At 64.9% G+C, this 15,180-nt stretch carries 25 protein-coding genes; 14 read left to right on the top strand and 11 right to left on the bottom strand.

The window, feature by feature from the left end:
- The 11 genes from ACX1DW_RS15710 to ACX1DW_RS15760 all read right to left on the bottom strand — a co-directional run bounded on the left by ACX1DW_RS15710 (position 1) and on the right by ACX1DW_RS15760 (position 8,267).
- Positions 1 to 177, bottom strand: a complete 177-nt coding sequence (locus ACX1DW_RS15710) for a hypothetical protein (protein WP_176481674.1) — start codon at positions 175 to 177, stop codon at positions 1 to 3.
- Positions 174 to 1,997 (bottom strand): terminase large subunit, encoded by a 1,824-nt coding sequence (locus tag ACX1DW_RS15715; protein WP_458991840.1) that lies wholly within the window; start codon positions 1,995 to 1,997, stop codon positions 174 to 176. The genes ACX1DW_RS15710 and ACX1DW_RS15715 overlap by 4 nt, the downstream gene beginning before the upstream one ends.
- Entirely contained in the window at positions 1,960 to 2,451 is a 492-nt protein-coding gene (locus ACX1DW_RS15720; RefSeq protein WP_176481673.1) for a P27 family phage terminase small subunit, read from the bottom strand. Before ACX1DW_RS15720 ends, ACX1DW_RS15715 begins: the two co-directional genes overlap by 38 nt.
- A 157-nt stretch (positions 2,452 to 2,608) precedes the next feature.
- Positions 2,609 to 2,971 (bottom strand): HNH endonuclease, encoded by a 363-nt coding sequence (locus tag ACX1DW_RS15725; RefSeq protein ID WP_458991841.1) that lies wholly within the window; start codon positions 2,969 to 2,971, stop codon positions 2,609 to 2,611.
- The gene (locus ACX1DW_RS15730) at positions 2,952 to 3,293 is read right to left on the bottom strand and encodes a phage holin family protein (protein ID WP_458991842.1); all 342 of its coding nucleotides are present in this window, start codon (positions 3,291 to 3,293) and stop codon (positions 2,952 to 2,954) included. Before ACX1DW_RS15730 ends, ACX1DW_RS15725 begins: the two co-directional genes overlap by 20 nt.
- Positions 3,294 to 3,593: 300 nt before the next feature.
- Complete coding sequence (locus tag ACX1DW_RS15735; RefSeq protein WP_458991843.1) at positions 3,594 to 4,124, bottom strand: hypothetical protein; 531 nt, start codon at positions 4,122 to 4,124, stop codon at positions 3,594 to 3,596.
- Positions 4,117 to 4,461: a hypothetical protein gene (locus ACX1DW_RS15740; protein ID WP_458991844.1), complete on the bottom strand. Its 345-nt coding sequence runs from the start codon at positions 4,459 to 4,461 to the stop codon at positions 4,117 to 4,119. The genes ACX1DW_RS15735 and ACX1DW_RS15740 overlap by 8 nt, the downstream gene beginning before the upstream one ends.
- Entirely contained in the window at positions 4,458 to 7,163 is a 2,706-nt protein-coding gene (locus tag ACX1DW_RS15745) for a bifunctional DNA primase/polymerase (protein WP_458991845.1), read from the bottom strand. The genes ACX1DW_RS15740 and ACX1DW_RS15745 overlap by 4 nt, the downstream gene beginning before the upstream one ends.
- On the bottom strand, positions 7,160 to 7,363 hold the full coding sequence (locus ACX1DW_RS15750; protein ID WP_458991846.1) for a TraR/DksA C4-type zinc finger protein: 204 nt from the start codon (positions 7,361 to 7,363) through the stop codon (positions 7,160 to 7,162). Before ACX1DW_RS15750 ends, ACX1DW_RS15745 begins: the two co-directional genes overlap by 4 nt.
- On the bottom strand, positions 7,356 to 7,844 hold the full coding sequence (locus tag ACX1DW_RS15755; RefSeq protein ID WP_458991847.1) for a phage regulatory CII family protein: 489 nt from the start codon (positions 7,842 to 7,844) through the stop codon (positions 7,356 to 7,358). The genes ACX1DW_RS15750 and ACX1DW_RS15755 overlap by 8 nt, the downstream gene beginning before the upstream one ends.
- A 165-nt stretch (positions 7,845 to 8,009) precedes the next feature.
- Positions 8,010 to 8,267 (bottom strand): YdaS family helix-turn-helix protein, encoded by a 258-nt coding sequence (locus tag ACX1DW_RS15760; protein WP_458991848.1) that lies wholly within the window; start codon positions 8,265 to 8,267, stop codon positions 8,010 to 8,012.
- A gap of 105 nt (positions 8,268 to 8,372) precedes the next feature.
- On the opposite strand from ACX1DW_RS15760, the gene ACX1DW_RS15765 reads away from it, so the two are divergent.
- From ACX1DW_RS15765 to ACX1DW_RS15830, 14 genes are all read left to right on the top strand, one after another.
- On the top strand, positions 8,373 to 9,134 hold the full coding sequence (locus ACX1DW_RS15765; RefSeq protein ID WP_458991849.1) for an XRE family transcriptional regulator: 762 nt from the start codon (positions 8,373 to 8,375) through the stop codon (positions 9,132 to 9,134).
- Positions 9,135 to 9,272: 138 nt separating this feature from the next.
- Entirely contained in the window at positions 9,273 to 9,455 is a 183-nt protein-coding gene (locus ACX1DW_RS15770; protein ID WP_458991850.1) for a hypothetical protein, read from the top strand.
- Positions 9,452 to 10,030: a deoxynucleotide monophosphate kinase family protein gene (locus ACX1DW_RS15775; RefSeq protein ID WP_458991851.1), complete on the top strand. Its 579-nt coding sequence runs from the start codon at positions 9,452 to 9,454 to the stop codon at positions 10,028 to 10,030. The genes ACX1DW_RS15770 and ACX1DW_RS15775 overlap by 4 nt, the downstream gene beginning before the upstream one ends.
- A gap of 9 nt (positions 10,031 to 10,039) precedes the next feature.
- Positions 10,040 to 10,324 (top strand): hypothetical protein, encoded by a 285-nt coding sequence (locus tag ACX1DW_RS15780; RefSeq protein WP_458991852.1) that lies wholly within the window; start codon positions 10,040 to 10,042, stop codon positions 10,322 to 10,324.
- A complete protein-coding gene (locus tag ACX1DW_RS15785) occupies positions 10,321 to 10,701 on the top strand; it encodes a hypothetical protein (RefSeq protein WP_458991853.1) in 381 nt (126 codons plus the stop codon). Before ACX1DW_RS15780 ends, ACX1DW_RS15785 begins: the two co-directional genes overlap by 4 nt.
- Positions 10,698 to 10,937 (top strand): pyocin activator PrtN family protein, encoded by a 240-nt coding sequence (locus tag ACX1DW_RS15790; RefSeq protein WP_095939855.1) that lies wholly within the window; start codon positions 10,698 to 10,700, stop codon positions 10,935 to 10,937. Before ACX1DW_RS15785 ends, ACX1DW_RS15790 begins: the two co-directional genes overlap by 4 nt.
- 62 nt (positions 10,938 to 10,999) lie before the next feature.
- Entirely contained in the window at positions 11,000 to 11,350 is a 351-nt protein-coding gene (locus tag ACX1DW_RS15795) for a hypothetical protein (protein WP_095939854.1), read from the top strand.
- A gap of 35 nt (positions 11,351 to 11,385) precedes the next feature.
- Positions 11,386 to 12,207 carry a YfdQ family protein gene (locus tag ACX1DW_RS15800; RefSeq protein ID WP_095939853.1) on the top strand — a complete coding sequence of 274 codons (822 nt, stop codon included), beginning with the start codon at positions 11,386 to 11,388 and terminating at the stop codon, positions 12,205 to 12,207.
- A 72-nt stretch (positions 12,208 to 12,279) separates the two neighbouring features.
- Positions 12,280 to 12,780: a hypothetical protein gene (locus ACX1DW_RS15805; protein ID WP_458991854.1), complete on the top strand. Its 501-nt coding sequence runs from the start codon at positions 12,280 to 12,282 to the stop codon at positions 12,778 to 12,780.
- Positions 12,777 to 13,328 carry a 3'-5' exonuclease gene (locus tag ACX1DW_RS15810; protein ID WP_458991855.1) on the top strand — a complete coding sequence of 184 codons (552 nt, stop codon included), beginning with the start codon at positions 12,777 to 12,779 and terminating at the stop codon, positions 13,326 to 13,328. The genes ACX1DW_RS15805 and ACX1DW_RS15810 overlap by 4 nt, the downstream gene beginning before the upstream one ends.
- Positions 13,325 to 13,900, top strand: coding sequence for a phosphohydrolase (locus ACX1DW_RS15815; RefSeq protein ID WP_458991856.1), 576 nt, complete (start codon positions 13,325 to 13,327; stop codon positions 13,898 to 13,900). The genes ACX1DW_RS15810 and ACX1DW_RS15815 overlap by 4 nt, the downstream gene beginning before the upstream one ends.
- Positions 13,897 to 14,436 (top strand): hypothetical protein, encoded by a 540-nt coding sequence (locus ACX1DW_RS15820; RefSeq protein ID WP_458991857.1) that lies wholly within the window; start codon positions 13,897 to 13,899, stop codon positions 14,434 to 14,436. The genes ACX1DW_RS15815 and ACX1DW_RS15820 overlap by 4 nt, the downstream gene beginning before the upstream one ends.
- Complete coding sequence (locus ACX1DW_RS15825; RefSeq protein WP_458991858.1) at positions 14,433 to 14,708, top strand: hypothetical protein; 276 nt, start codon at positions 14,433 to 14,435, stop codon at positions 14,706 to 14,708. The genes ACX1DW_RS15820 and ACX1DW_RS15825 overlap by 4 nt, the downstream gene beginning before the upstream one ends.
- Entirely contained in the window at positions 14,705 to 15,166 is a 462-nt protein-coding gene (locus tag ACX1DW_RS15830; RefSeq protein ID WP_458991859.1) for a hypothetical protein, read from the top strand. Before ACX1DW_RS15825 ends, ACX1DW_RS15830 begins: the two co-directional genes overlap by 4 nt.
- Positions 15,167 to 15,180: the final 14 nt, after the last annotated feature.

Consider the following 15,180-nt stretch of genomic DNA (forward strand, 5'->3'; position numbering starts at 1 on the left):
TCAGCCTCCTTTGGCCATAGCGGCGGCCGCAGCCGCCTTGTCAGCAAGGCGAGCCCAGGCCAGCAGCCCAACGCCCGCAACGATGAATGCAGCCGGCACATGCAACATGGCCACGCCCGCCACCAGCAGGCCGAAGCCAAACAGCCCGGCCAGCCAGGACAGGATGACCAACTTCATATTCCGACCCCTTCTTCCTCGTAGATTGATTTGCCGCTGCCGGCCGCGGTCGCGCCGCTGATGCCGGTAGCCATGATGGCGGCGACAATCCCGTCGATTCGCCCGATTGCCTTGGCCTTGTCTACCTTGCGGTTGCCTGCAGGGTCCGACACGGTGATGGCGTTACCGGCGTTCCAGGTGAGCACCGGGTTGCCGTCGTGACGCAGGGTTTCGATCTCCACCGGAGCACTATCCAGCAGCTCGTAATCCTCCGGCGCCAGATCGATCACCTCTGGCTCTGGCGCTATGCCAAGCAGGCGCCGCTCGAACTCGTCAACCGCCGGCCCCATGTCCTTGAAGCCCTGGCCGAACCCGACCAGCTCAGGCAGCTCGATGCTGTGCTCCGCCATCAGCTCGCGCAGGTCTTCGATACGCCAGCGGTCGTAGGCGATCTGCTGCACCTCGAAGTAGTGGCAGATGGTCTGCAAGCGCCGCAGCACATGCAGCTTGCCGATCGCCCGGCCGGGCGTTGTCTCCAGGTGCTTCTCTTTGATCCACAAGGCATAGGGCACCTTGTCCCGCTGCTCGCGCTTGTCCAGTTGGTGATCTGGAATCCAGAAGTACGGCAGCAGGCGCCAGTGCGGATCGGCCGCGGTCGGGTAGAACAGCAGCACGAAGGCGGTCAGGTCAGTCGTGCTGGACAGGTCGAGACCAGCAACGCAGGGACGATTGCGCAGCACGCGCATCGGCACGCGCTCCTCGGCCTGGCTCCAGACGTCCCAGCCAATCCACGGTGAGTCAGCCTGCGTCCACTCACAGAAGTTGAGGCGCCTTACCACGGCCTCCTTGGCTGGCAGGCCGCGCGCTTCCTGCACCTGCTCGCGCAGGTACTTACGCCCGGGGATGCCATCGGTCTGGCCCTCAGGGATGTAGTCCAGCGACGGGTTGACCTTCGGCCAGCAGGACTCATCGGTGAACGGGTCATCCCCTTCATCCAGCGAGCAGATGAAGGCGAAGAAGGTGTCGTTCTCCTCCTGCCCCGAGCAGATTCGCACGCCAAGGTCATGGTGCTGACCACAGACCGTCTTCTTGTCCGAGCCGCTGTTGGTGATCATCACGATCATCGCGCGGCGCCGGAACTTGGTACCGGCACGCATCATGTTCACTGCGCTGGCCGTCTTGTGCTCGTGCAGCTCGTCGATCAGAGCGATGTGCGGCCGCGGGCCTGACTGACCATCGTCGGAACTGATCGCCCGGAAGAAGCTGTTGGTCGAGGGGTAATACAGGTTCCATACCTTCTCGTCCCGCCCGGACTGCACCAGGCGACTGCACAGGGCCGGCGACATGGTGACCATGCTCACCGCATCGCGGAACAGGATCTGCGCCTGATCGCGCTTGGTCGCGGCAGCGTATATCTCGGCTCGCTGCTCCTTGTCGGATACCAGGCCATAGAGACCGATGCCGGCCACCAGCGGCGACTTGCCTGAGCCCTTGCCGGTTTCGATGTAGGCCATGCGGAACCGCCGGTAGCCATCGTCCGTGTACCAGCCGAAAAGGCTGCCCACCACGAACGCCTGCCACGGCGCCAACAGGAACGGCTGGCCCTCGTAGTCGCCACCATTGAGGCACAACACGTCCTCGAAGAAGCCGATGGCGCGGTCTGCAGCATCCTGCCTCCAGACCAGGCCACGCAGGGCGCCGGTCTCCAGGTCTCGCAGATGGCGCCGGCAGGCGTTGCGCACATGTGGCCCGGCGACGATCTTGCCGTCCAGCACATCCAGCGCGAACGCCTTGACCCGGCACTCAGTTGAAGTAGCGGTCTGCTGCGTCTCGTGCGTCATTGGGGAATAGCTCGCCTTGAGGCGCGGCGGCCTTCATGTTGCGCCGCGCGATCGGCGAGAAGCCGAACAGGGCTCCCGCCTGGTTGGCCCGGCGCTCGGCATCATTGGCCAGCTGCCGCCAGATGCTAATCTGCTTGGCGCCGCTGGCGTAGGTCTGCACATCACCGGCACCGTCAGCCTTGGCATTCTGCTCGGCGATCATGCGGCGGAAGCGAGTCCAGTCGGCAACCGCCTCGCAGTAGGTAGCCAGCGCCATCATGTCCAGGGTGCTGACCCAGCCCAGGCTGAGCAGGGCAGCCACTACCCGGTCCCACTCTTCAGCAGCAGCCGGGCTCAGGAAGTCAGGCTTAGGCGGCGCGGCGGTTGGTACCGCAGGCTCATGCGCTGCGGCCTGCAACGCGGCCACGCTCTGCTTGCCAGGGTTCCCACGCAGCAGGTGAACGGTTGCGGGCAACCCGGGGCGCCCTGAATTGCCATTCCCGGACATATCCATCTCCAGAATCTTTAGACCCCCCACCCTCCATTTTTCCCGGCGTTGCGAACGAAGGGGACCGGGCGGTCTAGAAGGTGAGCGGCGGAATGTTTTTCACCCCCCCTACCCCTGGGCAGGGCTATGCCCGGCGGTTCCAGTGGTGAGCGGGGTCCGTGGGGCGGCCCGAGGCATCGCACCCGACGCGGCGCCCGGACTTCTCCAGGCGCTGCTTCACCGAGTCGTGGCAGTGCTTGCACAGCGACTGCCAGTTGTCGCGCGACCAGAACAGGCGCCATGCCTCACTGATGCGCTCAGCAATCCCGCTCTGCTTGGCCTCGGTCAGCCGCGGCGGAATCTTGTGGTCCACAACCACAGCAGGCACCGGCCGCTCGGCGGTGCTGCACTCGGCGCAGTAGGGATGGCGGCGCAGGTGATCCTCGCGCGCCAACTGCCAGCGGTAGCCGTAGCCACGCGCGTTCGAGTTACTGCGCGCCGTTGTCATCGTGCGAGCGCTCCCAGCGCACACCGAGCTTCGAGCGCATCACATCCTCGAACAGGAAGATGGCCCGACCACCCATGTGGCCACTGATGCCGACGATGGCCGCCGACCACAGCGGGTCGAGCCTTGCCGCCTCGCACAGGTAGAAGGCGATCACGCCAACGAATGCACTGGTGGACACCTCGCCCACCAGCTCAGCCAGGCTGAACTTCTGAACCTTGCCGCTCATGACACGCGCCCGATAGTTGGTGAAGCCGCCCCAGGCGGCCAGCAGCAGCACCCACGCATAGGTGAGCAGCCCGTAGCTGGTCGGGTCCTTATCCACGGTGCGACCTCCAAGGAAGAAAACGCCCGCTGCCACGGGCAGAGCCTGCCCGCATTCGGCGTGCAGGGAATCGGAAAAAGAAAACCCCGCCGGGGTGGGCGGGGTTTTGCAGGTGCCCGGAGTGGGGACTCACGGGCGGCGCACAGCACTGTGCCTAGTGGTCGAGAGGCGCACCTATCGAATCGTGCCGCCTTTGTACCCCCCGACCGACAAACCGAAAAGCCCCTGTTATCGGTACATTCTGACGGGGGCTGACGGGGGCGCACCGGGGCGCACCGACGCCGAACAGCCGACGAACGGTCACGCCTTTTTAGCCCCATGCAGCTCCGCACCACGCCGGGAGTGGGCCTTTGCGGCCTGCTGCACCGATGCCTTGCGCAGCCGATCGCCCTCGCGCTTGGCCGCCGCGAGCTGGGCAGCGCTGCGCTGATGCCGCGCCTTCAGCTCCGCAGCCACCAGCTCATGCAGCCGATGAACCAGCCGCAGGTACATCCGCTCGCCGGCATCGCTCACCTTCAGTTCCAGGTCATACAGCTGATCGCGCAGAGCCAGCGCCGGGCACGGCAGGTAACGCTTGCGGGCCAGCTTCGCCAGCAGCACCCCATCCTCGGCATCGCGCTCGACAGCAGCCACCGCGGCAGCCACCTCGCTGGCCAGGTAGTCCACCCCAGCCCCGGCCAGCAGCACCCGGTGCCCGCTCACCCCACCGCGCGGCGCCGGCCCGCCGTACTGGATCAGCGCCCCCATCGGACTGGCCAGGCCGCCACTGGGGCCGCACTTGCGCTGCTGCTCGCCCCAATGCCGCATCACGTCCTCGATCGCCTCAATCATCGCCCTGCTCCCCATCACCAGAACCAACCCAACACAAAGACGCCCAACCCAACACAAACCCAACACACAAAAAACCCTTTAAAAACAGCACCTTGATTAATGCTGTGTTAAGTGTGTTGGGTTTGTCGGGTTTTTCAGTCCTCGCGTAAGGAAAAAACGCCTCGCCACCATCGAGCCACTGGGAAAAATTCGCGCACGCCTGCGCGCGTGGAAAAACCCAACACACCCGCAACAGCCCGCCACAACCCGCGCCAATCGTGGCTTGCGCCTGTGTTGGCTCGCAAAAACCAACCCGACACAACCCAACACAACCCAACACACAATCGCGCGCAGTCATGCCGCAGCCCCCTTCAGGTGTTCCCAGGCATCCACGTTCCAGCCCGCCATGCGCGCGGCATCGCGCCACTTCGTCACGTGCTTGCCCAGGTCGGCCGAACTGGTGGATGGGGGCAGGGAAGCCCCCGGATCGCAGGGGAAGAAGAAGGCCCCGAAGCGCCTGCTGTTGCCATCCGTCCACGGGATGGCCCGGGTCTTCTGCACCTCGGCACTGATGAACAGGCTGAACTTCGTCTGGCTCATCGCGTGCTCCTTGTTGCGCGAGCACCACTCGAGGAACAACGCATACAGGTCGCTCGACAGGCAGGCGCCCCACAACCCGGTGCCCAGCTCGCTGGTGCGCCACAGATGCAGGAAGGTCTGCCACCCCGCCCTGCTCAGGGCCACCAGCCGCTGGCGGGCCTCGGTCTGCGGCGGCCGGGTGCGCTGGTCGAAGTCGTCCAGATCGACCGACAGCAGCCACGCATACAGCGCCGCCACCCCGCCGCCCTCCAACTCACGGCCGATCGCCTTCTGGCGTTCTTCCGGCAGGGTCTCCAGCGGCCACATCACCAGCATGCGCCGGTCACTGTCGCTAATCGGCCACGGCATGATCTCGTTCGACAGGAACACCGCGTTCATATGGTTGGCTTCCTCCCAACCGTTGATGAACTTGCTCTCCATGCGCACCGTCTTGCCGGTGATCAGGTGCTTGATCTTGCCCACCTGGTTGTAACGCTGGTCACGCGAGACCACTTCCTCGAACACCGCCCACAGCTTGCCGCTCTGCCAGGCGTTGAAGTTGCTCTCCAGCTGCGTCTGCCCCACCGTGGCCGCGTACTTCCCGTACAGCATCCCCATGGTGTCCGCGAACAGCAGGCTCTTGCCCGAGCCCTCCATCGTCGAGTGCATAAGCACCGCCGTGTCCATCTTGGCGCCCAGGTGCTGCAGCGGGTAGGCCATCCAGCGCGTCAGCCACTCGGTGGCCTTCTCATCGTGGTTGCACAGGAAGCTGATCAGCCAGCGCAGGTTCGCGCAGGCCTCGTCATCCCGCACCGGCTCCAGCGGCAGACCCTCGAAGGTGTTGATGTACACCGCCGGGTCCTTCGTCATCGTCGGATCGAACACGATGTGGTCCACGTCCACCACACGCCGAGTCGGGCTGTTCAGCCACAAGCTGTAGCCGTCACCCAGCGCCATCTTCACAGCACCCTCAGGGATGCGCCGCTTCTTCGCCGCGTCCCACACATCCTTGGTCCCGTCGATGTACACATAGCGCTCGATGGCCGGCACACCCAAGGCACCGCCCTTCTTGCCGTCCATGCGGCGGGTCTCTTCCACATCCCGCACCCACTCTTCACTCACCCGCTTCTTGCGGTCAGGGTCGGTGACGGCAGCCCACTCCTTGAACAACTCCTTGCCCACATGCGCCTCAAAGCCGGCGCGCTTCATCTTTTTCGCCTTGTCGAAGTCCCACACATGAGTGGTCCCTTCCACCAGCGCATAGCGCCGCAGCAAGGCCTCCAGAGTCAGGGCCTCCCCCTGCCCCCCGTTGTCGGAGGAGCCGGCCGGCGCTACCGGCGCATCACCCGAGGATGGGGCCGGGGGAAGGTCCGCAGCATCAGGGCGAGCAGCCCGCTGCCGCGCAGGCGCCTCGATACCCAGCGCCTTGGCGGCAGCCTTGATCGCCGCCGGCACGTCGCCGTTGTGCTCGAGTATGCAGAACACATCGAAGGCATCATTCTGGTGCCCGTTCGCCAGCGGGTCAGACCCGTGGTGCGAATACACCCGGCCATCCTCGCTGATGGTCACACCCGGCAGCCCGGTACTGCTCTGCGGGCACAGCCACTTCTTGCCGCGGCGCTGGTACCCGTGGGCCGCCAGCAGGCTCTCCACCTGGTTCGCCCGGTTGAAGGCATCGATCACCTTCGGCAGATCGCCGCCACCCTGCTGCGCCGGCCGTGCTGGCTTCTTCACCGCCGCCGGCTGCTGAGCCTTCGGCGCCCATGGGCAAACCTCCTCGGCCATCCGCTTGAAGATGTCCCAGTTGGTCCAGATGTTCAGCAGATCGCGCGGCAACTCCGGCAGGCCATCCGCCGAGGGCGGCGTGCGCCAGGTGTACGGCTTGCCGGTACCCGGGTGAATCGAGGGCGGCAGCACGTCCTGCACCAGGCCGGCGCGCAGCTCGAACACCGTGAAGCGCTTCAGGCCATCGGCCTTCGCACGCATCTCCTGCTCCAGCTGCTTGTCGCCCGTCTCCTTGGCCCGCAGCTCAGCGGCCTTGGCCAGCTTGAACTTGCTCCCATCCGGGTCCTGCTCGTTCGGCCAGCTCAGCGAGTGGCGGGTCAGCTCTACGCCTTCCGGCAGCCGGAACAGAATGCGAAAGCGCTCGGGGTTGCCTACCGCCGTCGGGTAGACCACCGCGAGCGCATCCAGATCCATGCCCAGCAGGTCGCCCAGCACCTGGCGGGTACTCGGCACATCATCCACGTCCAGCGAGCAGACCCGGCTCGGGCCCAGCACCACACCCATGTTGTGCCGCGGATGTTCCTGCCAGAAGCGTTCGGCTTCGCCTGCCTCGGTGAAGTACCCGCCGGGCTGGTTCCAGCCATTGCCCTTCGGGGCCTTCTCGCCCGGGGCGATCGGCACCAGGGCCAGGTTGAAGGTTTCGATGTAGCGCCGCGCCCAGGCGGCAATCGGAGTGGCGGTCCCTGCCTGCGTCATACGCGCCGCTCCCGCAGCGCCTGACACTCAATGCAGGTCTGGCACCCTGGCACCGCCTCACGGCGCGCCTGGGGAATCTCATCACCGCACGACTCGCACTCCAGCGCACTCTCGCCGCTGTACTGCACCCGGCTGGCAATCGCCCGCTGGCGTTCGGCCTCGGCAGCCTGCTCAGCCATTTCCAGATAGCGCTCATCCATCGTTGCGCGCCTCCATGGCCTGCCGCGCGCCGGCCATGATGCCCAGCACCGCGCGGATAACCCGGTTGCCGTGGTACTCCAGCAGGGCGACCTCATCAGCCTCCCATTTGTTGTCCTCGGCACCCTTGTGCAGGCTGCGCACAAACTGCCCCTCGGTTTCCAGCAGCTTGCCCACGGCCTCCAGCGCATCCTTGGTGGCCGGCACTGGATCCGGGCGGTACCACACCGCCCCGGCCGGGCGCATCAGCGCATCCAGCAGACGGTCATCGCGCGTCAGGGCGATGATCTCCTCCAACTCATCCGGGGTCGGCCAGCGGCGTTCCTCGTCGAGCTTGAGCTTCTTCTGCAGAGAATCCAGATCCATGACCATGTCATGAGCGAGGGACGTGATGCCCCCCTTGTAGTCGCGCCCGGAGCGGTAAAGCGCCTGGCGGAGAGAAAGAACCGGACCCGCGTCCGGCAGTAGGTCTGTGCGACTCATAACCGTAAATGCCCCCTTTACGGTGTAGCCATCGCGCAGGGCAGGCCCTACTCTATAGCTACGACCGATGCAGTGCTGTGTCGTCGTAAGCCGAAGCAAGGAGGTCAGAGTCCTTGCCCGGCACCCCGCCGGCGCGGGAGGTCAGAGTCCCGCGCCGGCAATTTATCAAGCCGCATGCGGCTGCTGCAGCTCCTCCGGAATGCAGAAAACATCAGGGCGGAGCTCTTCGCGTGAAACGCCAGTCAGCAACTCCACGCGCAATACCAGCTCAGCCGGCAGCTCGCCCTTTTTCAGCCAGTACGAAACCAGCTGCTGCGATACAGGCCGCTCTGCCGTAGATACGAGCAGCGCAAAAGCGGTCTGCCCACCTGCTTTAGTGATTGCAGTGGAGAACGCCTCACGCTTCTTTTCGGAGATGTTCATAGGAACCTCACTGATCGTGCTTGGCACCAATTTACGAGTTTTTTTGTAAACACTCAACAGCTTTATACGTTTGCTGGCGAACAAAGGATTTTGTAGCCTCGCACCATGATCAATCTCGACTACACACCTAGCCAGGTCGCCAAGCTATTCAAGGCCCGCCGGGAAGAGCTGAAGCTCACCCAGACCGAAGTCGCCGACCTGACAACCAAACGACTGCCGCCAGGCGATAAGCTGACGCAGCAGTCCTACGCTGCCTTCGAGAAAGGGAAATCCCAGACCTCGCGGCACGCCCCCACCATTGCCACGGTTCTCGGGGTATTACCTGACTACCTTGCGCTGACTGGCGGAACCATCGACCCCAGCAAGAGCCCACAACGAGAAGCCGAAGCCGTCATGCTCGGCCCTGTCTCGGTGTGGGATGACGACACGCCTCTGGATGACGACGAAGTAGAGGTCCCATTGCTCAAGGAAGTAGAGCTGTCGGCCGGATCAGGCCGCACCGCCATTCAGGAGTTCAGCTCCGCCAAACTGCGCTTCGGCAAGTACACCCTGCGCCGCCAAGGCATCCAGCCAGAAAGCGCAGTTTGCGTCTCGGTCTACGGCAACAGCATGGAGCCAGTGCTGCCGCACGGAAGCACCGTCGGCGTCGATCGCGCGAAAACATCTGTAAAGGATGGGGATATCTACGCGCTAAGCCACAATGGCCATCTACGCGTGAAGATGCTCTATCGTCTCCCAACAGGGGGCATCCGGATGCGCAGCTTCAATCAAGCCGAACACCCCGACGAAGAGTACAGCCAAGAAGACATGGCCACGCAGGACATCGAAGTCATAGGTCGCGTCTTCTGGTACTCCGTCCTCCGCTGATATTTAGCGCGCCAAAAGCCCGCCACGTGCGGGTTTTTTGTTGCCTACAAAAAAACAAAACAAAAAACCCTGTTGCTATTAACGTGTTTTCTTGTAATCTGAGCGCGTACCCACACTCTGACCTTTGGAGTACGCGACATGCAAACGACACAGCACGCACCCACCCCCTGCCAGGTGCTTATGCACCCGGCCAGCAATCTCGCCCGCATCTTTGAAGTCCGCCGCCTGGCGCGCGATGCCGGCTGCCAGTACGTCACCAGCGAGCAGCGCCGCGCCCAGCGCAGCAACAGCTTCGGCCCGCAGGGAGGTGACGCAGCATGAAACAGCTGATCATCGGCCTGCACGGCCTCGCCCGCACCGGCAAAGACACCGCTGCCCGCTACCTGGCCGCGCACTACGCCCTGCTCTCCTACGCCTTCGCCGAGCCGCTCAAGGCCGCGATCATGCAGATGTTCAACCTGACCGCCGAACACATCGAAGGCGCCCTCAAGGAAGAACCGCTGCCGGGCATTGGCAAGTCCCCGCGGCAGCTGATGCAGCTGCTCGGCACCGACTGGGGCCGCGACATGGTGCACCGCGAGCTCTGGCTGCTGCTGGCCGAGCAGAACCTCAACCACATGGCATCCCTGCACCAGGACCCGATCACCGGCTTCATCCTGCGCGACGTGCGCTTCGAGAACGAGGCCGACTGGGTGCGCAGCAAGGGCGGCGTCATCGTCCATATCCATCGGCCCGAGGCCCAGGCGGTGGCCAGCCACGCCAGCGAGAGCGGCATCGGGGTGCACGACAACGACTTCGTCATCCACAACGACGAGGACTTGCCGCACCTCTACAAGCAGCTGGACCGCCTCATGGGCGTCCTGATCCGCCGCCAGTCCCTGCGCAGCGCAGCCTGAGGGCAGCCCATGAACCGGACCATTCGTGAAGCCGCCCAGGTGCTGGGCCTGCGGGAGAGCGCCTTGCGCGCTCACCTGCGCAGCACCAAGGCCGTGAACAACGACGGCTCCCTGGCTGCCAAGCACGTCGGCGGTGGCCACCTGTTCATGGATGCCCGCAGCCGCTGGGTAGAGCAGCGCAAGCAGTACAGCCACTACGCCGTGCTGATGGTCACCGAGGCCGGCATTGCCTGGCTCGCCGCCCAACTGGGCGTGACCGTCACCATCACCAAGCACAAGGATGCCGCCGCATGAATCCGCACAAGCCTACCGCCGCCGAGCATGCGATCGGCGCGCTCAAGCTGGTCGAGCTGCACCTCGACTTCCCCACGGTAATCGACCGCGCCACCGTGCGCGGCGCCAGCCGGGAGGCCATCGAGCGCCTGCAGCAGCCGCAGGACGCCAACGCGCGCCACCTGCCGGCGCTGTTCTGTGCCCTGTTCCACCGCCTGCCGCGCGGTTACGTGCCTCACGTCACCGTCACCACAGACCCGCAGCGCCCCTTCGGCGTGGTGGTCACCGACCCTGCTGACAACGTGGTCGCCCGCCAACTGGGCAAGACCATCGAAGGCCTGGTCGAGCTTGTGGCAGCCCAGCTCCCCATGGCGGGGGCCGGGGAGGCCCTGGCATGAGCACAACCCACGCGCGCCTGCTGCTGCAGTGGCAGACCGAGGTACTGACCATCACCCAGGTGCGGGAGAGCTATTTCCCCCACCTGAAAACCGACAAGAGCCTGCTCGCGCTGATCAACCGCGGCAAGGTGAAGCTGCGCACGCGCAAGTTCACCGACTCCCGGCTGGAGAAGCCCAAGGTGTTCCTCCAGGACCTGGCCGAGTACCTCGACGCCCAGGCCGAGCAGGCAGCCTAGCAACACGGTGCCCGGCCGCTCCGGGCAACTCTCTGACGATCCACAACAACGAGGCACAGCACATGAGCAAGAAAGCACGACCCTTCATCGACACCCTGCGCGAAATCGAGGCCGGCGGTCTGCTGGACGAGCTGACCGAAGTCCAGCACTCACTGGTCGACGCCATCCGCCTGACCGGCAAAGCCGGTGAGCTGACCATCAAGCTCGCCTACAAGCCAGACGGTGCCGGGCAGATGACCATCAAGGCCGACGTGAAGGCCAAGGAGCCGGTGCTGTCGCGCGGCACCTCGCTGTTCTTCCTCACCCCGGAAGGCAACCTGACCCGCCGCGACCCACGCCAGCAGGAAATCCCGCTGCGCTCGGTGACCGACGACACCCCACCGACCGAAGCCCTGCGCACGGTCAACGAATAACCCCTCTCTGACACCGCTCACAAGGAGCACACCCCATGCAACAAGCCATCAACCAGCTCGTCACCCTCGCCCAGGCACTCGGCAAGCCGATCGATCATCCCGGTCTGGCGTGCCCCATCGCCTTGGTGCCGCAAGGCGTTGAGCTGCAGGGCCTGGAAAAGCACCTCCCGGCACCGGTCCGCACCCGCCAGCGCCTCACCGTGCTGGACGCGCTGACCTTCATCGCCTACATCACCCGCTTCGCCACCCCGGCCACAGCTGTGTTCTGCAATGGTCCGGAAGGCCGCACCTTCCGCGCCGTGTTCGACTACCACCAGCCCGACCAGCCCGCCTGGGGCGAGCACACCGCCACCTACTGCTGCCCGCTCACCATCGAGTGGGGCAACTGGAAGGACGCCGACCGCAAGCGCATGGATCAGGCCAGCTTCGCCGAGTTCATCGAAAACAACGTGAAGGACATCGTCACCCCGCCGGACAACCCTGCAGCACCGAGCGCAGCGGACATGCTGGAGATCAGCCGCACCCTCGAGGCGAAGAAGAACATCAGCTTCCGCCAGGGCACCCGACTGGACAACGGCCAGGTACAGCTCACCTACAACGAGCAGATCGAGGGCCGCGCGGGTGAAGCCGGGCAGCTCAATATCCCCGAGCAGTTCTATATCGGCCTCAAGCCGTTCCTCGGCGGCGAAGCCTTCCTGATCACCGCCCGCTTCCGCTACCGCATCAGCGAAGGCCGCCTGTCGATGTGGTTCGAGCTGGTGCGCCCGGACAAGGTGCTCGAGGAGGCCTACAACGCCGTCCGCAAGCAGATCGCAGACAGCATCGGCGACGTGCCGGTGTACGAAGCGACCCTCTAACCGTTCAGCAACACCCCGCCGCCGGACTCTGACAACTATTCCCGGCGGCGGGTCCTAACGAGGACACAGCACATGCAGAACATCACCGTACTCCAGCTCGGCGCCGCCCTGGCCATCATCATCGGCCTTGCCCTCGCATGGCTCGCCTTCCGCGCTGCCCAGCAGGCCCGCGCCATTGGCTACGACCAAGGCTACGACGACGCCCGCAACGCCCAACTCGTCCGCATCGAACTGCTCCAGGGCGAGCTGGATAGCCTCAGCGGCCTTGCCGCCGACATCGAAACCGCCCGCCGCCTTGAGCGCGACGAGCTGATCCAGGACGCCGACCGCCGCATCGCCATCTACGCCAGCCGCTCCAACCCCTTCACCGAGGCCGACCTGCTCACCCTGCAAACGGCCGCCGAGCAGCTGGGCCTGCTGAGCCGCACCTTCCACGGCTTCGGATCCACCAACAACGCCACCCAGGCCAGCCACATCGCCCAGCAGACGCTGAACATGGCCGAACGCCTGCGCGCCGCACTGGCCGCACGTAACGACCAGCAGGAAGCACGCACCCTGGAGGCCGCAGCATGATCAACGCCACCCACTACGTGCTCGACTTGGAAACCATGGGCAAAGGCCCGCGCGCCGCCATCGTGGCCATTGGCTGCGTGCGCATTGAGCAAGGCGCCATCACCGACACCCTCTACCGCCGCGTGTGCCTGGAGTCATCGCTGCAGGCCGGGCTGGTGGCAGATGCCAGCACGGTGAACTGGTGGCTGAAGCAGGACGCCGCCGCCCGCGCCGAGGTGGACGGCAGCCAAGCCTCCGTGCTGCTCGCTGTCGCACTCACAGGCCTGAATAACTTCATCGCAGAAGGCAATGCGCTTGTGTGGGGCAACGGCAGCAGCTTCGACAACGTCATCGTTCGCAGCGCGCTCGACGCCTGCGGCATGGGCAACCTCTGGCATTTCTGGAACGACCGCGACCTGCGCACCCTGCTGGCCCTCTACCCCGAAGCCAAGGCACTGCCTTTCGAAGGCACCAAGCATCACGCCCTCGATGACGCCATGCACGAGGCCAAGCAACTGCTGATGGCGCTGAATCTCCATCAGACCCTGCAGGTGGGGGCATTGGTATGAGCTGGATACTGACCCGCAGCGGCCGCAAGTTCGACCTGGCCAACCCCACCGCCGACATGGTGGACCCGACCGATATCGCCCACAGCCTGAGCATGCAGTGCCGTTTCAACGGCCACACCAGCAGCTTCTACAGCGTGGCCCAACACTGCTACTTGGTGGCCGATCTGGTACCGACCGAGCACCACCTGGCCGCCCTGCTGCACGACGCCACCGAGGCCTACGTGGGCGACCTGGTGCGCCCGCTTAAGGAAGGCATGCGCGACTTCGCCAACAGCCACGGCGACGAGTGCCTGTACGACCTCACCGAGCGCCGGGTCTGGATCGCCATCTGCCAGCGATTCGACCTCGACCCGATCCTGCCCGACTGCGTGAAGCACGCCGACCTGGTAGCGCTGGCCACCGAGAAGCGCGACCTGATGCCCAGCCACGCCGAGCCGTGGCCCTGCCTCGAGGGCATCCAGCCTCACGCCGGCTACATCGACCCATGGCAGCCCAGCTATGCCGCCATCCACTACCACCAGCGTCTGCTGCAGCTGCTCAGCACAACGCATCGCCGGAGGGCTGTGGCATGAGCGTATTCGAGGTACGCGGCGGCAACGACCGCCGCAGCATGATCAAGCGCTATGAGCGCAAGTCGAAGCAAGACGCCATCCGCGAACTCGTCGACTTGATCCACTGCAACTGGAGCCAAATTGAACAGCTGGAGGCTCGGCCTGCCGTAGCCGTGCCAGATGGCTATGCGCTGGTTCCGTTCCTCCCTACTCCGGAAATGGTGCGGGCCGCCGAAGAGGCTCACATGCCATTCGGTGATATGGAGCTGGCGGTGAGACTGGCGATCCTGAGCGCTCCGGCTACAGCCGCCGCGCCGCCGCCAGTGCAACAGGCAGAGCCGCTACACATCACCCACCGTCCACTGATCCGCAACGCCATTAACTTGCTTGGCATACGCCGCCCTGTCGCGCCGGACGTTGCGCGAGTGATTGAAGGGCTTGAAGCGATGCTTGAAGGCGCACCGACGCCCACCCATTCCGCAGATGAGCATTGGCTGGAAGTGGCTAGGGTTGCCGAGGCTCAACAGCTAGAGCAGCAGAGCGAGGGGGCAGCATGACCGGCCCAGGAACCAAGCTCCGGCAGCGTTACCTCGAGCGCATGCAGAAGGTAGCCATCGGCGCGAAGCTGGAGCGAAACGGGCGCGAGTGGCTGGTCATGCAGCAACAGCGCACCGAAACCGGTGTCGTGCTCCAGCTGCGCTGCAAACACCACAATCTCCGACTCTATGTCGGAGTAACCATGGACGGCCCGGAGCTGTGGCACAGCGGCCTACGCTCCGTAGGCCTACCACCCTCCCAGCGCGAGATGTTCACAGGAGGCGCGGCATGAGCACCCGCAAGCCTCACAACATGCGGGCCCGTCTGGCGCGCACCTGCCGCGCCACCCTGCGCAGCAACAACGTCGCCGTGGTCAACATCGACCCCAGCGGCCGCCAGGGCCTGGTGAACTGGAAGAACGCGAAGTCCATCGCGCCCGGGCGCGCGATCGCCGACGCCGTGTGCGACTTCGCTCACCCATGGTGCATTTACATCAGCGCCCTGTGCATCGACCAGTTCGGCCAGCGCTACATCAAGAGCATCGAGGTAGAACCCCAAGGCCTCTACCTCGCCGACCAGCTGACAGACGTCATCGAGGCCTGCTACCGGCAACACCTCGACGGCTGCAACAAGCAGCACATCGTGGGCTCCGGCTGGATCGCCATCCCCAACAGCGTGTCCCTGGACGAAGGACAGGCCGCACGCATTTTCGACGCTGTCGGCGCGTGGCCGGCAGCGGCAGCAGCCTGATAGGAGGGCGCGGA

It is taken from the genome of Stutzerimonas sp. KH-1 (assembly GCF_054483855.1).

What these genes read in the sequence shown, in the direction of transcription:
- ACX1DW_RS15710 (WP_176481674.1), bottom strand. Translation starts at nt 177, where the DNA reads ATGAAGTTGGTCATCCTGTCCTGGCTGGCCGGGCTGTTTGGCTTCGGC.
- ACX1DW_RS15715 (WP_458991840.1), bottom strand. Translation starts at nt 1,997, where the DNA reads ATGACGCACGAGACGCAGCAGACCGCTACTTCAACTGAGTGCCGGGTC.
- ACX1DW_RS15725 (WP_458991841.1), bottom strand. Translation starts at nt 2,971, where the DNA reads ATGACAACGGCGCGCAGTAACTCGAACGCGCGTGGCTACGGCTACCGC.
- ACX1DW_RS15735 (WP_458991843.1), bottom strand. Translation starts at nt 4,124, where the DNA reads ATGATTGAGGCGATCGAGGACGTGATGCGGCATTGGGGCGAGCAGCAG.
- ACX1DW_RS15740 (WP_458991844.1), bottom strand. Translation starts at nt 4,461, where the DNA reads ATGACTGCGCGCGATTGTGTGTTGGGTTGTGTTGGGTTGTGTCGGGTT.
- ACX1DW_RS15745 (WP_458991845.1), bottom strand. Translation starts at nt 7,163, where the DNA reads ATGACGCAGGCAGGGACCGCCACTCCGATTGCCGCCTGGGCGCGGCGC.
- ACX1DW_RS15750 (WP_458991846.1), bottom strand. Translation starts at nt 7,363, where the DNA reads ATGGATGAGCGCTATCTGGAAATGGCTGAGCAGGCTGCCGAGGCCGAA.
- ACX1DW_RS15755 (WP_458991847.1), bottom strand. Translation starts at nt 7,844, where the DNA reads ATGAGTCGCACAGACCTACTGCCGGACGCGGGTCCGGTTCTTTCTCTC.
- ACX1DW_RS15760 (WP_458991848.1), bottom strand. Translation starts at nt 8,267, where the DNA reads ATGAACATCTCCGAAAAGAAGCGTGAGGCGTTCTCCACTGCAATCACT.
- ACX1DW_RS15765 (WP_458991849.1), top strand. Translation starts at nt 8,373, where the DNA reads ATGATCAATCTCGACTACACACCTAGCCAGGTCGCCAAGCTATTCAAG.
- ACX1DW_RS15770 (WP_458991850.1), top strand. Translation starts at nt 9,273, where the DNA reads ATGCAAACGACACAGCACGCACCCACCCCCTGCCAGGTGCTTATGCAC.
- ACX1DW_RS15775 (WP_458991851.1), top strand. Translation starts at nt 9,452, where the DNA reads ATGAAACAGCTGATCATCGGCCTGCACGGCCTCGCCCGCACCGGCAAA.
- ACX1DW_RS15780 (WP_458991852.1), top strand. Translation starts at nt 10,040, where the DNA reads ATGAACCGGACCATTCGTGAAGCCGCCCAGGTGCTGGGCCTGCGGGAG.
- ACX1DW_RS15785 (WP_458991853.1), top strand. Translation starts at nt 10,321, where the DNA reads ATGAATCCGCACAAGCCTACCGCCGCCGAGCATGCGATCGGCGCGCTC.
- ACX1DW_RS15790 (WP_095939855.1), top strand. Translation starts at nt 10,698, where the DNA reads ATGAGCACAACCCACGCGCGCCTGCTGCTGCAGTGGCAGACCGAGGTA.
- ACX1DW_RS15795 (WP_095939854.1), top strand. Translation starts at nt 11,000, where the DNA reads ATGAGCAAGAAAGCACGACCCTTCATCGACACCCTGCGCGAAATCGAG.
- ACX1DW_RS15800 (WP_095939853.1), top strand. Translation starts at nt 11,386, where the DNA reads ATGCAACAAGCCATCAACCAGCTCGTCACCCTCGCCCAGGCACTCGGC.
- ACX1DW_RS15805 (WP_458991854.1), top strand. Translation starts at nt 12,280, where the DNA reads ATGCAGAACATCACCGTACTCCAGCTCGGCGCCGCCCTGGCCATCATC.
- ACX1DW_RS15810 (WP_458991855.1), top strand. Translation starts at nt 12,777, where the DNA reads ATGATCAACGCCACCCACTACGTGCTCGACTTGGAAACCATGGGCAAA.
- ACX1DW_RS15815 (WP_458991856.1), top strand. Translation starts at nt 13,325, where the DNA reads ATGAGCTGGATACTGACCCGCAGCGGCCGCAAGTTCGACCTGGCCAAC.
- ACX1DW_RS15820 (WP_458991857.1), top strand. Translation starts at nt 13,897, where the DNA reads ATGAGCGTATTCGAGGTACGCGGCGGCAACGACCGCCGCAGCATGATC.
- ACX1DW_RS15825 (WP_458991858.1), top strand. Translation starts at nt 14,433, where the DNA reads ATGACCGGCCCAGGAACCAAGCTCCGGCAGCGTTACCTCGAGCGCATG.
- ACX1DW_RS15830 (WP_458991859.1), top strand. Translation starts at nt 14,705, where the DNA reads ATGAGCACCCGCAAGCCTCACAACATGCGGGCCCGTCTGGCGCGCACC.